Below are 17,783 nucleotides of genomic sequence, written 5' to 3'. Positions count from 1 at the left end.
CCTCAATCGCCGGAGGGGCTGAACACCGGCCCTCCGGCGATTGGGGACAGGCCATGAAACGGAGCGACACCATGACCCCCCACCTCAGCCGACGCGCCCTCCTGTTGGCATCGGCGGCGGCAGCCGTGACCCCGGCCCTCGTGCCCGGCATCGCGTCCGCCGCGACGAAGACAACGCCCGGCACGCCGTACGCCTCCTACTGGTACCCCGACTCGTTCCCCTCCGGCACCCCGGGCCAGGGCATCACCTGGCGCAGCCTCAAGGCCTGGCGCGCCGAGGACGACACTGATCTGGCGTTCAACAAGTCGGCCGTGCCGCTCGCCCGGCGGTTCACGCCCACGCCGGTCAACGCCACCGCCCGCAGCGGGCAGGCGCGCGTCCAGTCCCTCGTCTCCTTCGGCCCCACCGCCGGCAACCCCTCCCAGGGCGCGGCCACCGCCGACTACTACGCCCTGACCCACTGGTCCTACCTGGACGAGCTGGTCTTCTGGGGCGGCTCGTCGGGGGAGGGCCTGATCCTCGCGCCCAACGCCCCGATCGTGGACGCCGCACACCGCCACGGTGTGCCCGTCCTCGGCAATGTCTTCCTGCCGCCCGTGGACTACAGCGGCGATCTGCGCTGGACCCGGGACCTCGTCCAGAAGGACTCCTTCGGCAGATTCCCGCTCGCCGAGCGGCTCGTCGCGGTAGCCACGGCGTACGGTTTCGACGGCTGGTTCATCAACGCGGAGACCGGAGGCGGCAACAGCGCACTCGCGGCCGACATGCTCGGTTTCGTGAAGGAGCTGAAGAGTCTGGGCGCGCCGAAGGGACTGCGCGTCTGCTGGTACGACTCGATGACCGTGAACGGTTCGGTGAGCTGGCAGGGCGCGCTGAACGACCTTAACAAGGCGTTCTTCCAGGCCGCCGACTCCATGTTCATCGACTTCCGCTGGTCGCGGTCCTCGCTGGCGTCCTCCGGTCAGGTCGCTCAGCAACCAGGGCGCAGCCGCTACGAGTTGTGGGCGGGAGTCGATGTCGAGGCGAACGGCTGGAACAGGTCCGTCGACTGGGACGCCATCATCCCCGAGAACACGGCGGACATCGTCTCGCTGGGCTTCTACCGGCCCGAGTGGACCCGTAACCACCTGCCCGCGGACCGCACCCCGGCCCAGTTCCACGCCGCCGACGACCGGTTCTGGAGCGGGCAGTCGCTCGACCCGTCGCGGCCCGCCCCCGGCGAGTCCTGGCGGGCTCCCGCGCGTGCCGTCGCCGACCGCTCGACCGTCGACACCGTGCCCTTCGCGACCACCTTCAACACCGGCCACGGACTGCGCTGGTACGAGGGCGGCAAGGTGACGTCGGACGCGCAGTGGAACCATCTCGGCGTTCAGGACCGCCTCCCGTCCCGCCAATGGGTCGTGCGCACGAACGGTCAACGCCCCTCGGTCTCCCATGACTTCGCCGATGCCTGGCACGGAGGCAGCAGCCTCCTCGTCGACGGCTCGCTCGATGCGCCCACCACGGTGGACCTGTACGCGACCAGGCTCCCGCTCAGCGCGGAGACGGTCGTCGAGCTCACCCACCGCGCCGACGCGGGCCGGGTCGTGGTCGAGCTCGCGGTGGCCGTGGCCGAGCCCTCGACGCCCGGTGCACCCATTCCGTACACCTACCTCCCCGTGGGCACCGCGGGCCCGGGCAGCGGCTGGACCACCTCGACCGTGCGGCTGAACAGCCCGACCGGGACCGTGCGCGCGCTCGGTGTCCGACTCACCGCGAGCAGCGGACCCGTGAAATGGCGGCTCGGCGCCCTGGCTGTGCGCGACAAGGCCGCACAGAGCCCCGCCGCCCCGGCCGACCTGAGGATCACCGCCACCACGGGCGGCGACTTACGCTTCGGATGGCAGGCCGCCCCGGGGGCGGTTCGTCACTACACACTGCACCGCGTCCTGCCCGACGGGAAACGGCGCTTCCTCGGGGCAACCTGCCAGCGAGCATTCTTCGTCCCCGGCCTGAAGCCCGAACAGGGTGAGCGGTCGGCGCGGTTCGAACTGCGCGCGGTCGGGGAGCTCTACACCACATCGGCACCATCGACCGCAGCCCACCCCTGGTAACCACCACCCGAACCCACGGAGCAGCCCCGCATGCATGACGACCGCAGCCTTGTCGAAGCCCGCCTCAGGCGCGTCCTCGACGAGCGCATCCGCCCCGCCGTGTACCCCGAGTCCGTACCGCTGGAGGTGGCCGTCTGGAACGCGCCGGGCGAACCCGTCCCGGTCGCAGAAGGGCTCGCCGCCTCGCCAGGGCCGATCGCGGTCGGCGACATGTGGGGCGCTCCGTGGGGGACCAGCTGGTTCCGGGTCACCGGGACCGTACCGGCCGCGTGGGCCGGCAAGACCGTGGAAGCGATCCTCGACCTCGGCTTCGACGAGAACATGCCTGGCTTCCAGTGCGAGGGCCTCGTCCACCGCCCCGACGGCACCCCGGTGAAGGGACTCAATCCGCGCAACCAGTGGGTGCGCATCGGCGCGCCCGTCGAAGGCGGCGAGGAAGTGCGCCTCCACATCGAGGCCGCCTCCAACCCCGTGATCCTCGACTACCACCCGTTCCTGCCGACGCAGCTCGGAGAGAAGGAGACCGCGGGCACCGACCCGCAGTACACCCTGACCCGCATGGATCTCGCCGTCTTCGACGAGACCGTGTGGCAGCTCGTGCTCGACCTGGAGGTCCTGGGCGAACTGATGCAGGAGCTGCCTGTGGAGGGCGCCCGCCGTTGGGACATCCTGCGGGCCGTGGGCCACGCCCTCGACGCGATCGACCTCCAGGACGTGAACGGCACTGCTGCCGCGGCCCGTTCCTGCCTCGAGGGAGTCCTCTCCACCCCCGCCGGTCCCTCGGCGCACCGGATCAGCGCGATCGGCCACGCCCATATCGACTCCGCCTGGCTGTGGCCGCTGCGCGAGACGGTACGCAAGGTCGCCCGTACGACGTCCAATATGACGGCGCTCCTCGAGGATGAGCCGGAGTTCATCTTCACCATGTCGCAGGCGCAGCAGTTCGCCTGGATCAAGGAACACCGGCCCGAGGTGTACGCGAAGGTCAAGAAGGCCGTGGCGCAGGGGCGGTTCGTGCCTGCGGGCGGCATGTGGGTCGAGTCCGACACGAACATGCCGGGCTCGGAGGCGATGGCCCGTCAGTTCGTGCACGGCAAGCGGTTCTTCCTGGACGAGTTCGGCATCGAGAACGACGAGGCCTGGCTGCCCGACACCTTCGGCTTCGCGGCCGGACTCCCGCAGATCATCAAGGCGGCCGGGTCCAAGTGGCTGCTGACACAGAAGATCTCGTGGTCGCAGACGAACAAGTTCCCGCACCACACCTTCCAGTGGGAGGGCATCGACGGCACCCGGATCTTCACGCACTTCCCGCCCGTCGACACCTACAACTGCTCGATGAGGGGCAGCGAAATCGCCCACGCGGCAAAGAACTTCAAGGACAAGGGCGTCGCCAGGCACTCCCTCGCACCGACCGGCTGGGGCGACGGAGGTGGCGGCACCACCCGCGAGATGGTCGCCAAGGCGGCCCGGCTGCGCGACCTCGACGGCTCGGCGACCGTCCGGTGGGAGACCCCCACGGAGTTCTTCACCAAGGCGGAGGCCGAATACCCCAACGCGCCCGTCTGGGTCGGCGAGCTCTATCTGGAGCTGCACCGCGCCACGCTCACCAGCCAGGCGAAGACCAAGCAGGGCAACCGCCGCAGCGAGCATCTGCTGCGCGAGGCCGAACTGTGGGCGGCCACCGCCGCAGTGCGGACCGGATTCCCTTACCCGTACGAGGAGTTGGACCGCATCTGGAAGACGGTGCTGCTGCACCAGTTCCATGACATCCTGCCCGGCTCGTCCATCGCCTGGGTGCACCGGGAGGCCGAGAAGACATACCGGGCCGTCGCCGAGGAGCTGAACGGCATCATCGACGGGGCGCAGCACGCGCTCGCAGGCGACGGATCCGGAACCCTTGTCTTCAACTCCGCACCACACGAGCGGCACGGTGTGGCGGCAGGCGGTGCCGCGGTGGCGGCCGTCGGCGGCAGCGCCCAGCTCTCCCCGCGCGAGGACGGCGGCTTCGTCCTCGACAACGGCCTGCTTCAGGTCGAGATCGACGGACGAGGCCTGGTGACGTCCGCGTACGACATCGGCGCGGAGCGCGAGACCGTGGCCCCCGGCCGGGTGGCGAACCTGCTGCAGATCCACCCCGACTTCCCGAACATGTGGGACGCGTGGGACGTCGACGCGTTCTACCGCAACACCGTCACCGACCTGACGGACGCCGACGAGATCACCCCTGTTGTGACCGGCACATCGGCGGCGGTGCGCGTCGTCCGCAGCTTCGGCGACTCGAAGGTCACCCAGCTGCTGACCCTGCCCGCCGGCGCCAAACGCCTCGACATCGACACCGAGGTCGACTGGCACGAGACGGAGAAGTTCCTCAAGGCGTCCTTCCCGCTGGACATTCACGCCGAGCGGTATGCGTCGGAGACCCAGTTCGGCCATTTCCACCGGGCCACGCATACCAACACCAGCTGGGAGGCGGCCAAGTTCGAGGCATGCAACCACCGCTTCGTGCATCTGGAGGAGCCCGGCTGGGGCATCGCGCTCGTCAACGACTCGACGTACGGCCATGACGTCACCCGTACCGTCCGCGCAGCCGACTCCGGAACGACGACCACACTCCGCGTCTCGCTGCTGCGAGCCCCGCGCTTTCCCGACCCGGAGACAGACCAGGGCGTGCACCGATTCCGCCATGCCCTCGTGCCCGGCGCGGCGATCGGCGACGCGGTCCGCGAGGGCTTCCGCATCAACCTCCCGGAGCGACGGGTCGCGGGCGACGCGGCGGTGACCCCGCTGGTGACGGTGGACAACGACGCGGTCGTGATCTCCGCGGTGAAGCTGGCGGACGATGCGAGCGGCGATGTCGTCGTACGCCTGTACGAGTCGCGGGGCGGCCGCGCCCGGGTCGGCGTCACCGCCGGATTCGAAGCCGTCGAGGCAGCCGCGACCGACCTGCTGGAGCGACCGTCCGCGGACGAACCGAGGCTGGAACTGGCCGACGGTGCGGTGAAGTTGACCCTCCGCCCCTTCCAGCTGGTCACCCTGCGCCTGACGCGCTCCCGGACCTGACCGGCTGACCTGGAAGCCTAGAGCGGCAGTGCGCAGACGGCGACCGGGGAGCTGAACGGGCTTCCCGCGGGCCGGAGTTCACCACTGTCGTGATCGACCTGGAAGACGCTGACCGAACTGGACCGCTGGTTCGCCGCGAAGAGCAGGTTCTCGCTGGGGGAGAGGGCGATGTGCCGGGGGAAGTCACCGCCCACCGGTACCGTCCCCAGCAGCCGCAGCCGGGACCCGCCGCCCTCGATCGCGTAGCGGGTCAGGCTGTTGTGGCCGCGGTTGGCGAGGAAGGCGTACCGGCCGTTGTCGGTCACGACCAGTTGCGCCGGATAGCTCGTGCCCGGTCCCGTGCCGGTCGGCTGAGGCGTGCCGGGCGTGAGCCTTCCGGTGGCGGGGTCGTAGGCACAGACGACGACGGTGTTGTCCACCTCGTTGGCCAGATAGGCGAACCGGCCGGCGGGGTGGAAGGTGAGATGCCGGGGTCCCGCACCCGGCCTCAGGCTCGCGTACGAGACCAGGGCGAGCTCTCCTCGCGAGGTGTCCAGCCGGTAGGTGTAGACCGTGTCATTGCCCAGGTCGACAGCGAGTACGTGACCGCCGTCCGGGCTGGTGACGATCTGGTGGGCGTGCGGTCCTTCCTGGCCGGGGCCGGGCGGCGGCGTGGAGTGAGTGACGAGGGCGGTACGTGCGCCCAGCGCGCCGGAGGTGTCGATCGGGTGCACGGCCACGCTGCCGGAGAGGTAGTTGGCGCTGAGCAGCCAGCGCCCGCCGGGGTGCACGGACAGATGGCAGGGGCCGGCGCCGCCGGTGCTTCGGGTGCCGAGCACCTGGTGCTGACCGTCGGGTGAGAGCCGGACGGCACTCACCCCGCCCTGCTGCTGTTCGTTCACGCAGTACAGCGTGCGACCCGAGGGGTGGAGGGCCAGGAAGGAAGGGTCACTGACACCGGAGACCGTACCGGTGGCGGTGATCCGCCCCGTCGCCTCGTCGTAGTTGGCGAGACCGATCCCGGCGCCGCCACCCGGGACCGAGGTGTACGTGCCCAGGAACAGCGAGCGCGAGCCACGGGCGCATGCCCGAGCACTCGGACTGGGGCTCGCGCTCGGGGTCGGGCTCGCGTTCGCCGGGGCCGCGGAGCCCACGGCCGTTGCGCCGACCGCGGCGACCGCGACCGCGCCGAGGAACCGGCGGCGGCTGGCGCCGGGAGCCGATGCCGTCTCCGTCCGTCCTGCCCTGCTGCTCATGCGGTGCACCTCGCGCGTGGGTCTGTCGCTTCGGATGTGGCAAACACAGTGCCGCGTGTCGCCCTGATAAGCAATAAGCGCAACTCTGATTGCATCCTGCGCAACGCGAGTTCGGGGGGTGAGGGTTGAGGAACATCCGTGTCGGATCGTGCGCTCTGCTCGGAAGGGGGCCGCTAGCGTGAGCCCATGCCACATGCCTCCGCGCTCCTCGTCATCGACATGCAGAACGCCCTGGTGGCCATCGCGCACCGGGCCGCCGAGACTGTCGCCGCGATCACCGGGCTCCGCGAACGAGCCAAAGCCGCGGGCGTGCCGATTGTGACGATCCAGCATCAGGGTGACGGGGTGGAGGCGGGTACCGAGGGCTGGCGGATCGTGCCCGAACTCGCGCCGGGCGCCCACGAGGCGGTCGTCCACAAGACGAGCGCGGACAGCTTCCTCGGCACCGATCTCGACAAGACCCTGAAGGCGCTGGGAGTCACCGAGGTGGTCGTCACCGGGTTCGCGACCGAGATCTGCGTGGACACCACGGCGCGGCAGGCGCTGAGCCACCGGTACGACCTGGTGCTGGTCGCCGACGGGCACACCACGTCCCACCGGCCCGACACCGGCGAGTACGCCTCGCCGAAGCAGTCGATCGCGCACCACAACGAGATCTTCCGGCACATCGACTTTCCCGGGCGGAGTATCCGGGTGCTGCCCGCGTCCGAAGTGGACTTCGCTGCGGCTTGGAAGCCGCGCAGGTAGGCGCGGTTCGGCTCACGCGCTGCGGGCGCGGGCGGCGAGCAGGGCGGCCAGGATGCACGGTGCGAGCAGCAGGCCGAAGGCGGCGCCGTAGCCGACGGCTTCGGTCGAGCCGGCGCCCAGGCAGGCGTTGAACAGGGCAGAGGACACGCCCAACACCGTTATCTGGCCCAGGTTCTGGGTGGTCTGCATCGCGCTGCTGGCATAGCCCTGCCGACCGGGCGGGCTGTGGGTGAGTGACAGCACGGTGAGGGAAGGGGCGTACATACCCATGCCGACGGCCGCGACGATCATGGCCGATGCGGCGGTGTACGCAGGCGTCACTGGAAGCGTCCCGGCGACCGCGAGCGCGATCGCCGCCGCCTGCACCACTGCACCGGCCACGACCAAGCGGTGGCGGGGGCAGTGCTCAAGCAGACGGCCCTGCATCCAGGAGGAGCCGGCCCAGGCCATGGCGGCGCCTGTGAATGCCAGGCCGATCACCACGGGAGGCGCGTCCCGGTCGGTGACCAGCAGCAGGGGCACGTAGGCCTCCAGGGTGAAGAACACGCCTGAGCCCAGGCCGCGCAGCAGGACCGTGGCCGGCAGGCCGCGCGCGGCACGCCACGTGCCCGGCGGCAGCAGCCGCGGCGTGAACGCCGCCAGCAGGGCGAGCCCGCCCGCCGCGAACAGCAGGTGGCGCCTGTCCCAGCCGGAGACGCCGTACTGCCCCAACGCCGCACCCAGGCTTACCGCTGTCGCGACCATCGGTGCCGGGCGCGGCGGCATGCCCCCCGACGGCGCGGGCGCGGCCGCCCAGGAAGGACCGCGCAGCATGGCCACCACTACCAGCGCGGGCAGCACGGTGAGGGCTGCCAGACCGAAGAACACCGCGCGCCAGGACCACCACTCGGCCACCAGCCCCGCCAGCGGAGGACCGACCAGCGACGGGACGATCCAGCAGGCACTCATCAACGCCAGAACGCGCGGGCGCAGGCGGTCGGGGTAGGCCTGGCCGATAGCGGTGTTGACCGACACCGCGACCATCCCGCCCGCCAGCCCGTCCAGGAAGCGCCCGGCCGCCAGTTGCCAGATCGAGGTGCTGGCGCCCGAGACCAGCAGGGTGACTACCGCCAGCACCATGCCCGCCGCCAGTGGACGCTGCGCCCCGACACGGTCTGCCCAATGACCGCCGAGCACCCCGCCGAGCAGACTCGCGGCCACGAAGCATCCTGCCACCAGCGGGTAGAGCGACAATCCGTCCAAGTCCCGCGCAGCCGCCGGCAATGTGGGGACCACTGCCAGGGCGGCGAGCCCGGTCAGGAACATCACCGCGGTGAAGCAGGATGTGGCTGCAACGTAGGTTCCGGAGAACAATCGCTCAGCCGTTACGGATTGCGTCGGCGGGCGATCAGCTGTCGCTGTCCATTTGTCGGAGACCGGCACGGTCCGTTCTGTGGAAGCGGCCGAGCCACTCGACGAGCGCTCCGGATCATCAGTCACGAGCGCACAAGCTATGCGGAGCACGCGACCGCGTGCCACCCGTTTCCGCGCTGCCCCGCGCTCCGGACGCAGAGTTCGTCAGGTCATGTCAGATTAATCGCGTACAACTCGACGCGGGGGTCGTCCGGCAGTGCCACCGAGCGCACCTGCTTCGCGCTGTCGAGCGCCGCCGTATCGCCGAACAGCCGTACCGAGGGGCCGTCGACACCCTGCCCGTCCTTGATGCGGTGCGGCATGTCGAGGACGACCGAGCTGCCGGACGGCGTCGAACCGGCCCAGTCGCCGATGCTGACCGGCACATCCGCACTGCTGCCGTCCGTGTAGCGCACGGTCAGCGTGGTGGTCACCGGGCCGTTGTGCGAGGCGGCGACCAGGTGGAGTGCGGAGCGGGCGCCGGCGGGAAGGAGCAGTACCTGGCCACGGGCCTCCACGAAGTTCGGCGACGTTCCGGAGGGGTCGGGCGCGTGGTACGGCACGCCGTTGAAGGTGACCGGCCCCGCCTTCGGCAGCAGATCGGCGTCATAACTCCACCCGAGACCGTCGAAGTTGCCCTGGCCGGACTCGCCCTTCGTGGCACTGCCGTCGTGGTTCCAGGCACCCGTCAGATCCACGGCGCACCCGTCCTTGTCGCTGCCCGCACAGCTCACCGCGGACCGCACGTCGACGGTGGCCGTGCGGACGACCGCCGGAATGCCCTTCGCTGCGACCGTGATCCGGACCGGGTACGAGCCGACCGCGGTTGCCGCCGGCACCGTGACCGCGAGCGGGACTGTCGTCTGCACCGGCAGACCACGGGACTTCGCCGTCACCTGTGCGGGCGCCTTCACCGCCCAGCCGGAGGGAGCCTTCGCCGCCACGGACACGCGTACATCGCCCGGCGACTGGGCCAGTACGTCCACCGCGAGATGCGCGGTCTGCCCCGTGTCGCTCGAAGGTACGGTGTCCGAGGCGGGCCGCAGCGAAGCGTCGAGGTGCCGGCGCCCGTCGGCGGCCGCTGCTCCGCCGACCGACGGGGGTTCGGCGTTCCGGCCCGTGCCCCACGCGGACGGTTCGGTGCCCAGCCGGTGGGTCAGCCGCCCGCCGTGCGCGATCGCGTCCCAGCCCAGCCAGGTGGTGCGGATGTCCTTGCCGTTCAGGGCCACCTTCTGGACGTACCTCCGGTCGTCGCTCGCGCCGGGCGCCGTGAGCGTCAGAGTGCCGCCCTGCTTGCGGCCGTACTGTCCGATCCTGATGGTCGCCGACTCGAACTGCGGGCTGGAGAGCGCCAGGAAGTCGGCGCCGCTCATCGTCGGGTAGAGACCGAGCGACGAGAAGACGTACCAGGCCGACATCGTGCCCAGATCGTCGTTGCCGGTCATGCCGTCCGGACCGTTGGTGAAGAGCGTCATCGCCGCCCGTGTGACGGTCGCGGTCTTCGCGGGCGCGCCCGCCCACAGATACATGTACGGGGCGTGCAGATCGGGCTCGTTGTTGGGGTTGTAGGTGGGCTTGCCGTAGTAGTCGTAGGGCTGGGAGATCCAGTCCTTGCGTGCGGTGCCCGCGGGGTCGGTGAGCAGCTTGTCGTGGACGAAGAATGCGTCGAGCCGCTTCTCGGCGGCCTTCCTGCCGCCCATCAACTCCACCAGACCGGCCGGGTCCTGGGGAACCAGCCACTGGTACTGGTAGGCGCCGCCCTCGTGGAACTGGTGGCCCGCCTCGACCGGGTCGTACGGCGTCATCCAGGTGCCCTGTGTCGTACGCGGACGGAACTGGCCGATGGAGGAGTCCCACAGGTTGCGGTACCACCGGCCGCGCGCCGCGAACATCCCGGCGTCGGCCCGGTGACCCAGCCCGCCGGCCATCAGGGCGAGCGAGGCATCCGCGGCCGCGTACTCGAGAGTGGCCGATGCGGGGTGGTTGCAGTCGTTGTCGCCGCCCTTGTCGGCGCAGTCCTTGCCGAGGCCGAGACCCGAGGGGATATAGCCGCGCTCGCGGTAGAAGTCCACGCCCGAGCGGCCGTTGTACGCGGAATCGGCGGGCGGAGTGCTGGTGGCGTTCTTCCTCAGCAGCGCGTACGCCTCCTCCTCGTGGCCGGCCAGCAGGCCCTTCGACCAGGCCTCGACGAGGAACGGAGTCACCGGGTCACCGGTCATGATGTTGGTCTCGCTGTTGGCCAGCGCCCAGCGCGGCAGCCAGCCGCCGTCCTTGCCGATCGCGACGACGGACAACGCGACATCGCGGGCGACCCCGGGCTCCAGGAGTTCCAGGAGCTGGTTCTGCGGGCGGTAGGTGTCCCACAGGGAGAGGTTCTGGTACGGCGTGAATCCGTCGGCCGTATGGGTTTTGCGGTCGAAGCCGGTGTAGCGGCCGTCCACATCGCCGGCCAGGTTCGGGTGCAGCTGTGCGTGATAGAGCGCCGTGTAGAAGGCGCTCTGCCGGTCGTGCGAACCGCCGCCGATGCCGATGGAGCCGAGCTGCTCCTCCCAAGTGCGGTGCAGGGCGGCACGGGTGGCGTCGAAGTCGTACGAGTCCTTCGTCTCCGCCGCCAGGTTCTGCCGGGCGCCTTCGACTCCGGTGTAGGACAGGCCGACCTTCATCACGACGTCCTTGTCGGCGCTCGCGTCGAAGGTCACCCAGGCGCCGTTGCCACCCTCGCCGGCGGCATCCCGGCTGCCCGGTTCCGGGGTCGAACCGCGCCAGGTGCCCCGGGTCTTGAAGGACCGGTCGAAGGTGGCGGTGAAGTAGACGGTGTGATCGTCCTTGCCGGCGCAGAAGTTGCCCGCGTGTACCCGGCCCTCGACGGTGCGGTCGCCGACGACGTGCACTTCGGAGTCGTACACCTTCTGGTTGGCCTTGCCGGTGTTGAACAGGACGTTGGCGGCGCCGGTGGCCGGGAAGGTGTAGCGCTGCCAGCCGGTGCGCCGCGTCGCGGTGAGCTCGGCATTGATGCCGTACGACTTCAGGTTGACCCGGTAGTAGCCGGGCTCGGCCTTCTCGTCGTCGTGCGAGTACACCGAGCGGTAGTCGTCGGGGCTGACCCGGTCGACCGCGCCGGTGGTCGGCATGATCGGCAGCTCGCCCGCGACGCCGCAGCCGACGCCGGAGAGATGCGTCTGGCTGAAGCCGTGGATCTTGCCCTGCTGATAGTCGTAGCCGCCCTGGCCGCCGGTGTCCGGGCTCACCTGGACCATGCCGAAGGGGGCGCTCGCACCGGGGAAGGTGTTGCCGAAGTTCTGTGTGCCGACGAACGGGTTGACCAGGCCGGCCGGGTCGGCCACGGGTGCTGGGGAGGGCGCCGGCGCGGCGACGGCGGTCGCGGTGGCCGGTCCGCTCAGACCGCCGGCCAGCAAGGTGGCGACCATCATCCGGACCGCTCTCGTACGCATCCAGCCGGCTGACCGTCGCATGGGCGTATCCCTTCTTGACAACGTTGTCTAATCGGCCCGGGAAAGATGTCATGGTCGTGCAAAGCCTGTCAACGGCTCGGTCACGAGCTGTTTTCGGCGACCTGGCGGCCTCGAATTCGAAGCGCCAACAGCCGAAAGAGCACGCCCGTCCCGGCCCCCGCGTACGCGGCGGCATGCGCCGCAGCCCGCCGCAGCGTCACCTTGCCGTCCACTGGACGACGATCCCGGGATCGAGATCCTGCGCGATGCGCCGCGTGTAGTCGGTCCTGGACGTTCCCCAGTACTGGGTCGGCATCATCCGCAGCGGCTCGGCTTCGGGGCGCACCGCGATGAACGTCTTCTGCACGGCGTTGGCCAGGTGCGCCTGGGCGCCGGCGACGGCCGCCGGTCCTGTGCCGAAAGCCGCCCGGTCCTCGGCGCAGTTCCACCGCTGGTCGTCGATGTCGTCGAAGGCCACGACGAAGCTGCGTACGCCAAGCTCCCACAGCGACTCGAACTTCGCGGTCAGCGCCGCGGCCTCGGACGGCTGCGAGTAGCGGACCGACAGGCCGGGGGAGAGGACGTAGCCGAACGAGACATGGTTCTCCCGGGCCCGCCGTACCAGCTCACCGATCCGGGCGAGTTCGTCCGCCGGGTAGGGCTTGCGCCATTCTGTCCGCCGATAGGGGTCGTCCTTCGGCGCGTAGACATAGGAGTTCAGCTTGTGCCGGCCGAACCAGTCGAGATCGGCGAGGCGTTGCTGATGCGAGGATGACGGTCCGTAGAAACCCTCCATCACCCCGCGCCACCGCAGCGAGGGCCAGTCACGGATCACCACGCCCTGCAGCCGTAAGCCGTGCACCAGCTGACGCAGCGTCTGGGCGGCGTAGTACGTACCGGCGCCGTCCGCGCCGCTCAGCACGATCCGGTCGCGGCCGTCCCTGCCCTCGCCGACCGCGAGCACGTACCCCTCGGCGGCCATGGTCTCGGCGCCCTGCACACCCAGCGCGCGCAGCGCGCCGGCGGTGGCGGCGTTCTCCTTGTGCCCGCCCACATGGACGGTGAGCCGGGCGCCGCGTACGGGAGTGTGGTCGTCGACCTGATGGATGGTGCGCACTCAGGCGTCGCGCAGCACCTCCCGGACCACGGCGAGTGCGGAGGCGTCGGTCGACGGGCCTTTCACGAGTGTCACGGCCGGAGGAATGCGCACCTCTTCCGGTCGGCCCTTCGCCGACCGGGGCTTCGGGTACACGGGCAGGGGGCCGTTCGCCTTGGCGGCGGAGGCTTCTCCGGCGTCCGCGGCGGGGACGTCGGTCGGGGCCAGCAGGGTCAGCATCAGCGCGACGACATGAGCGCCGCGTGAACGCCAACTGGGCCGGAGCGCCGTGGGTGTTGATCCGATAGCCATCGCAGAGCCGCCTCCTCGTCGATATCCCGGTAAGGCAGGACTGGACCACTGACTGACATCGTTGTCAAGATTGGCCGGCAACGGTGCTGTGCATGCCCTTCTCGTCCAGGCCCTCCTGACGTGCCTTGGTGTCGCTCATGGAGGAGATGACGACATCGTGGCGGCCGGAGTTCAGCGCGGTGATCAGACTGTCGAAGGAGCCCGAGGTGAACTCGAACGTCACGCCGAGCTGCTTGCCCAGTTCCGCGGCGATGTCGGGGTCCACTCCGACGATCCGGCCGCCCTCCTCGTACTCCATCGGCGCGTACTGGGCGTCCGTGCCGACCTTGATGACACCTGCCTGCCGGATGTCCGCCGGCAGCTTGTCGAAGAGCGGCGCGCTGCTCTTCCTGCCGCCGGCCTTCTCCTTCTCCGCGTCGGCGGTCTGGTTGCCGCAGGCGGTCAGCAGCAGGCCGGCCGAACACGCGGCGGCGACGGCCGTGAGCGCACGGCGGCTCGGTATGCGGGCAGTCATGATCGGGTTCTCCATCGGTGAAGGGGTGAGGCGGAGTGTCAGTCGGCCCGCGCGGTGGCAGCGGCATCGACGACGCGCGACGGGTCGACGACGCGCATGTGCGAGACGCCCGGATCGACCGCGCCGCGTACATGGTCGCTCGGGGCTGACGCGGTGCGCTGCAGGAAACGGACCGTCTCGGCGGTGATGACCTCCCCGGGCAGCACATTGGGGATGCCCGGCGGGTACGCGGCCAGTGTGTCGGCGGAAATGAGACCGACGGCCTTTGCCGCGGGGACCACGCGGGTGGGGCTCATAAAGGCTTCACGGGCAGTGAGCCGGGAGGGTCCGGGCTGCGGCAGCGACAGCCGTAGCCGCTCGTCGGCGCTTCCAAGGCCGGTGCTTCCAAGACTGTCGCCCGTGCCGGTGTTCCCCGTGCCGGTGTTCCCCGTGCCGGTGTTCCCCGTGCCGGTGTTCCCCGTGCCGGTGCCTTCGGGACCGGTGCCTGCAAGAGGTGACGGCAAGGCGTGCAGGGCCTCGATGAAGCGGTCGGTGCCGGGGGCCGAACCGGCGCCGACCACCGCGACGATCGCCGAGTCGGTGGCCACCTCCACCATGATCCGGTGGTCGCGCGACAGCCGACGGCGTGCCTCGTGGCCCGGGATCCCCCCGGCGCGCGTGTCGATGGCGATCCGCAGCGGATCGGCCGTCACGATGTCGGGGAAGCGTCCGAAGCCGTCGCTGACCACGGCGAACCGGCCGACGGAGCGGATCACTTGGCGTATCGCGTCCGCTGCCTCGACGGAGGCGCCGATGGCGTCGCGGCCTGCCATCAGCGTCATCCGGGCCAGGTCGAGGGAGGCCAGCAGCAGCGCGCTCGAGCTCGTGGACTGCACCAGCCGGAACGCCCGGTCGATCAAGGGCTCGAGCACGTCGGCGAACGGTCCGTGCCCGAGGTGCAGCATCGCGGACTGGGTGAGGCTGCCGGCGAGCTTGTGCGTACTGGAGGTCACCAGGTCGGCGCCCTGCGAGAGCGCGTTACCGGGAAGGCGCGGATGGAATCCGAAGTGTGCACCCCAGGCCTCGTCCACGATCAGCGGGATGCCCGCGCAATGGGCCACCTCGGCGAGCGCGCGTACGTCGGCGACCGCACCGAAGTAGCTGGGCGAGACAACATAGGCGGCCGCGGCATCGGGGTGCCGCGCGATGGCCGCGGCGAGATCCTCGGCCGTCACACCATGGGCGATGCCCTGCTCCTTGTCGACGGACGGCTGGACGAAGGCGGCTTTCAGCCCGGACAGCACCAACCCGTCGATCACGCCGGAGTGCACGCTGCGCTGGACGACGAGGGTACGTCCCAGGGCCGGGGCCACCAGGGACGCGATGTGGTTGCCCTGCGAGGCGCCGTTCGTCAGGAACCAGGTGCGTCGTGCTCCCCACGCTTCCGCCGCCAGGGCCAGCGCCTCGTCCATGGGGGTAGCCGTACCGAGGTCGAGGCCTTCGAGCAGCGGAGGGAAGTCGAGGCGCAGCGGCTCGGGCCCGAAAGTCCCGGCGAGTGGGCCGAAGCTGTCGGGCTCGGCGGCGTGACCCGGGACGTTGAGGCGGAGCCAGCCCCGGCCGGCGTGTGTCCTGAGGGCCTCGGCAAATGGAGCGCGGCACTGTGCGGACACCGGCGGCGAGAGGTCGGGTACTGCTGTGGTTCTGGTGTTCACGCCGGTCAGCGTGCCAGCGCGAGGCTTATAGAGGAATGCTGCAGTTCTCTGGGTACCTCCATAGAATATCTATATGCTCGAGCTTCGTCACCTCCAGGTACTCAAGGCCATCGCGCAAGAGGGCTCGCTCGCGGGCGCCGCCCGCGCGCTGCACTACGCACAGCCCACCGTCACGCACCATCTGACCGTCCTCGAAGCCCACTTCGACGCTCCGCTGGTGCAGCGCGGGCCCCGCGGCGCCGTGCTCACCGAACTCGGCGAGACGCTGCTGCCGCATGCGGAAGCGGTCCTCGAGCGCCTGCAGCTCGCCGAATGGGAAGTCCGCGGCCTGGCCGAGCGCGGCACCCGCACGCTGCGTATCGGCACTTTTCCCACGGCCGGTGCGCTGCTGCTGCCACCTGCCGTAAAAGCCTTGAACCAGAAGGGGGTTCACATCTCCCTCGCCGAAGGAGAACTGCCCAGCCTGCTGCGCGGACTGCGGTCCCGCGAGCTGCAGGCCGCGCTCGTGTTCTCCCAGCCGGGCGACCGACTCGACCTGGACGAGGACTTCGAACTGCACCCGCTGCTGACCGACCCGCTGCTGCTGGTCATGCCCGACAACCACAGATGCGCGGCGCTGGACCGGGTGCCGCTGCAAGAGCTGCGCGACGACGACTGGGTCGGTGCCGCGGATCCCCGCGATCCGTGCGACCGCGTCCTGTCCTGGGCCTGCGCGCAGCACGGCTTCGAACCGGTGCATGTGATGCGGACCGACGACTACGCCATGGTGCAGGGCTTCGTCGCGGCCGGCACCGGCGTGGCCCTGGTGCCCCGCCTCGCACTCGGCGCCCCGCGCGACGACCTCGCCGTACGGCCGCTGGAGGGGCCACCGCTGGTCCGCGAGATCAGCGTCGCGATCCTCCGCTCGACCGTCGCACCCAGCGCACAGGAACTGGTGGCCGCGCTCACCCGGCAGGCCGGGCACATCACGAGGCAGTGGGAGTCACACGTCAAGGACGCAGGCTGAGCAGAAGCTGAGCACAACCGGAGCGTGTCTGCCCTCGGGCGCCTTTCACCCCTCCGTCGTCGGTGGGGCGCCCGCGTCCGGCCCGGTGAGCCGCAGTTGCAGCCAGCAGGAGAACCGGACGTCGCGGTGGTCGAGGTCGATCCCGAACAGCCGCCTCGGCGGGACGGGCCTGCGGCAGCAAGATGTAGAGGGTACGGCCGACGGTGGCCACCGCTGCCTCGTCGTGCACGGCGGCCCAGTGCCGGGCGGCCGCGGCGCCCAGCCGGACGACCGCCGGGCCCACGAGGTCGTGGGCCGGTGAGGCCCTGTGCTCACGTTCGGCGTGCGACCACGACAACGCAGCGAGGACTGCCGTCCGGCAGTCGGCCGATCTCCGGCAGTGGCAGCACCTCCACGGTGAACCCTGCCTGCGCCAGTTCGTCCAGCACGTCCGGCAGCCGGAACGTGCGGTAGTACATGATGAAGCGCGGGTGCCACAGCAGATTCCGTACGCGCATCGCCGCGTCGAAGCCCCACAGCGCCCAGTAGTGCCTCGAGCCCACTCGAGGCGGTGCCGGAACGGGAAAGACGAACCGGCCGCCGGGCTTCAGCGCCGCGTGCACCTGCGCGAAGAGCGTGGGTCGTTCGCGGGGCAGAAAGTGACCGAACGCTCCGAAGCTCACGGCCAGGTCGAAGACCCGCCGGAAGGGGAGTGCGCGGGCGTCGGCCCGCACCCAGTTCACCGGCGGTGCCCCGGGGACATCCGGCAGAGTGGATCCGGCGGTGGCGAGCATGCCCGCGCTGAAGTCGACGCCGGTGACGCGTCCCTGGCACAACTGACGCAGGACACCGACTCCGGCGCCGGTGCCGCAGCAGATGTCGAGTCCGGCCGCGAACGGCCCGAGCGGCCGGACGGCACGTACCACCGCGTCCAGCAGACGATCCGATGTCCGGAACGACGTCTGGTCGAACTTCGGAGCCAGCAGGTCGTAGCCGTGCTCGGTGGACGAGAGCGCCTGCACGGCCAGTTCGCGGAAGGTGGGGCTCGTGGGGGTGAACATCACTGATGAGAATATCTGGGCAGGGCGCGTTTGCGCCCGGGCGTCGACCGAACTGCGTGCCGCGGTCCGGCTCGGGGTAATGTTGCCGTCTCCAGCAGGAAACGTACCGAGGAGGTGAGACCCATTACCGCTGTACCAGGCTGGG

General features: G+C 70.3%; 11 protein-coding genes and 1 pseudogene. 4 read left to right on the top strand and 8 right to left on the bottom strand.

Features of this window, described 5'->3' with window-relative positions:
- The first annotated feature begins 71 nt into the window (after nucleotides 1–71).
- Both OG735_RS04110 and OG735_RS04105 read left to right on the top strand, forming a co-directional pair.
- Nucleotides 72–2,093 (top strand): endo-beta-N-acetylglucosaminidase, encoded by a 2,022-nt coding sequence (locus OG735_RS04110; protein ID WP_327321753.1) that lies wholly within the window; start codon nucleotides 72–74, stop codon nucleotides 2,091–2,093.
- Nucleotides 2,094–2,123: 30 nt separating this feature from the next.
- Nucleotides 2,124–5,153 (top strand): alpha-mannosidase, encoded by a 3,030-nt coding sequence (locus OG735_RS04105; protein WP_327321751.1) that lies wholly within the window; start codon nucleotides 2,124–2,126, stop codon nucleotides 5,151–5,153.
- Between the two features lie 17 nt (nucleotides 5,154–5,170).
- Here OG735_RS04105 and OG735_RS04100 read toward each other — a convergent pair whose 3' ends face one another.
- Nucleotides 5,171–6,388 carry a lactonase family protein gene (locus OG735_RS04100; protein WP_327321750.1) on the bottom strand — a complete coding sequence of 406 codons (1,218 nt, stop codon included), beginning with the start codon at nucleotides 6,386–6,388 and terminating at the stop codon, nucleotides 5,171–5,173.
- Between the two features lie 186 nt (nucleotides 6,389–6,574).
- Between OG735_RS04100 and OG735_RS04095 the strand changes: the two genes are divergently transcribed.
- On the top strand, nucleotides 6,575–7,135 hold the full coding sequence (locus OG735_RS04095; protein ID WP_327321749.1) for an isochorismatase family protein: 561 nt from the start codon (nucleotides 6,575–6,577) through the stop codon (nucleotides 7,133–7,135).
- Between the two features lie 12 nt (nucleotides 7,136–7,147).
- Here the strand turns inward: OG735_RS04095 and OG735_RS04090 are convergent, their stop codons facing one another.
- The 6 genes and pseudogenes from OG735_RS04090 to OG735_RS04065 all read right to left on the bottom strand — a co-directional run bounded on the left by OG735_RS04090 (nucleotide 7,148) and on the right by OG735_RS04065 (nucleotide 15,592).
- On the bottom strand, nucleotides 7,148–8,440 hold the full coding sequence (locus OG735_RS04090) for an MFS transporter (RefSeq protein WP_327328199.1): 1,293 nt from the start codon (nucleotides 8,438–8,440) through the stop codon (nucleotides 7,148–7,150).
- 257 nt (nucleotides 8,441–8,697) lie between these two features.
- Nucleotides 8,698–12,000 (bottom strand): GH92 family glycosyl hydrolase, encoded by a 3,303-nt coding sequence (locus OG735_RS04085; RefSeq protein WP_327321748.1) that lies wholly within the window; start codon nucleotides 11,998–12,000, stop codon nucleotides 8,698–8,700.
- A 196-nt stretch (nucleotides 12,001–12,196) separates the two neighbouring features.
- Entirely contained in the window at nucleotides 12,197–13,096 is a 900-nt protein-coding gene (locus OG735_RS04080; RefSeq protein WP_327321747.1) for a beta-N-acetylglucosaminidase domain-containing protein, read from the bottom strand.
- A complete protein-coding gene (locus OG735_RS04075; protein WP_327321746.1) occupies nucleotides 13,097–13,387 on the bottom strand; it encodes a hypothetical protein in 291 nt (96 codons plus the stop codon).
- A gap of 94 nt (nucleotides 13,388–13,481) precedes the next feature.
- Nucleotides 13,482–13,901, bottom strand: a pseudogene (locus OG735_RS04070) (transporter substrate-binding domain-containing protein); the annotation flags it as partial.
- A gap of 38 nt (nucleotides 13,902–13,939) precedes the next feature.
- Entirely contained in the window at nucleotides 13,940–15,592 is a 1,653-nt protein-coding gene (locus OG735_RS04065; RefSeq protein WP_327321745.1) for an aminotransferase class I/II-fold pyridoxal phosphate-dependent enzyme, read from the bottom strand.
- Between the two features lie 73 nt (nucleotides 15,593–15,665).
- Here OG735_RS04065 and OG735_RS04060 point away from each other — a divergent pair, with 73 nt between their 5' ends.
- Entirely contained in the window at nucleotides 15,666–16,598 is a 933-nt protein-coding gene (locus OG735_RS04060; protein WP_327321744.1) for a LysR family transcriptional regulator, read from the top strand.
- A gap of 311 nt (nucleotides 16,599–16,909) precedes the next feature.
- On the opposite strand, the gene OG735_RS04055 is transcribed toward OG735_RS04060, so the two are convergent.
- The gene (locus OG735_RS04055) at nucleotides 16,910–17,638 is read right to left on the bottom strand and encodes a class I SAM-dependent methyltransferase (protein ID WP_327321743.1); all 729 of its coding nucleotides are present in this window, start codon (nucleotides 17,636–17,638) and stop codon (nucleotides 16,910–16,912) included.
- Between the last annotated feature and the right edge of the window lie 145 nt (nucleotides 17,639–17,783).

Origin of the sequence: Streptomyces sp. NBC_01210 (assembly GCF_036010325.1) — a bacterium.
Taxonomy (GTDB): domain Bacteria; phylum Actinomycetota; class Actinomycetes; order Streptomycetales; family Streptomycetaceae; genus Streptomyces.
The sequence above is the reverse complement of the archived record's forward strand: the minus strand, read 5'-3'. Positions and strand labels throughout refer to the sequence as shown.

Bases quoted from the DNA above. Each gene is read 5' to 3' on its own strand.
- OG735_RS04110 (WP_327321753.1), top strand. From the start codon at position 72: ATGACCCCCCACCTCAGCCGACGCGCCCTCCTGTTGGCATCGGCGGCG.
- OG735_RS04105 (WP_327321751.1), top strand. From the start codon at position 2,124: ATGCATGACGACCGCAGCCTTGTCGAAGCCCGCCTCAGGCGCGTCCTC.
- OG735_RS04100 (WP_327321750.1), bottom strand. From the start codon at position 6,388: ATGAGCAGCAGGGCAGGACGGACGGAGACGGCATCGGCTCCCGGCGCC.
- OG735_RS04095 (WP_327321749.1), top strand. From the start codon at position 6,575: ATGCCACATGCCTCCGCGCTCCTCGTCATCGACATGCAGAACGCCCTG.
- OG735_RS04090 (WP_327328199.1), bottom strand. From the start codon at position 8,440: ATGTTCCTGACCGGGCTCGCCGCCCTGGCAGTGGTCCCCACATTGCCG.
- OG735_RS04085 (WP_327321748.1), bottom strand. From the start codon at position 12,000: ATGCGACGGTCAGCCGGCTGGATGCGTACGAGAGCGGTCCGGATGATG.
- OG735_RS04075 (WP_327321746.1), bottom strand. From the start codon at position 13,387: ATGGCTATCGGATCAACACCCACGGCGCTCCGGCCCAGTTGGCGTTCA.
- OG735_RS04060 (WP_327321744.1), top strand. From the start codon at position 15,666: ATGCTCGAGCTTCGTCACCTCCAGGTACTCAAGGCCATCGCGCAAGAG.
- OG735_RS04055 (WP_327321743.1), bottom strand. From the start codon at position 17,638: ATGTTCACCCCCACGAGCCCCACCTTCCGCGAACTGGCCGTGCAGGCG.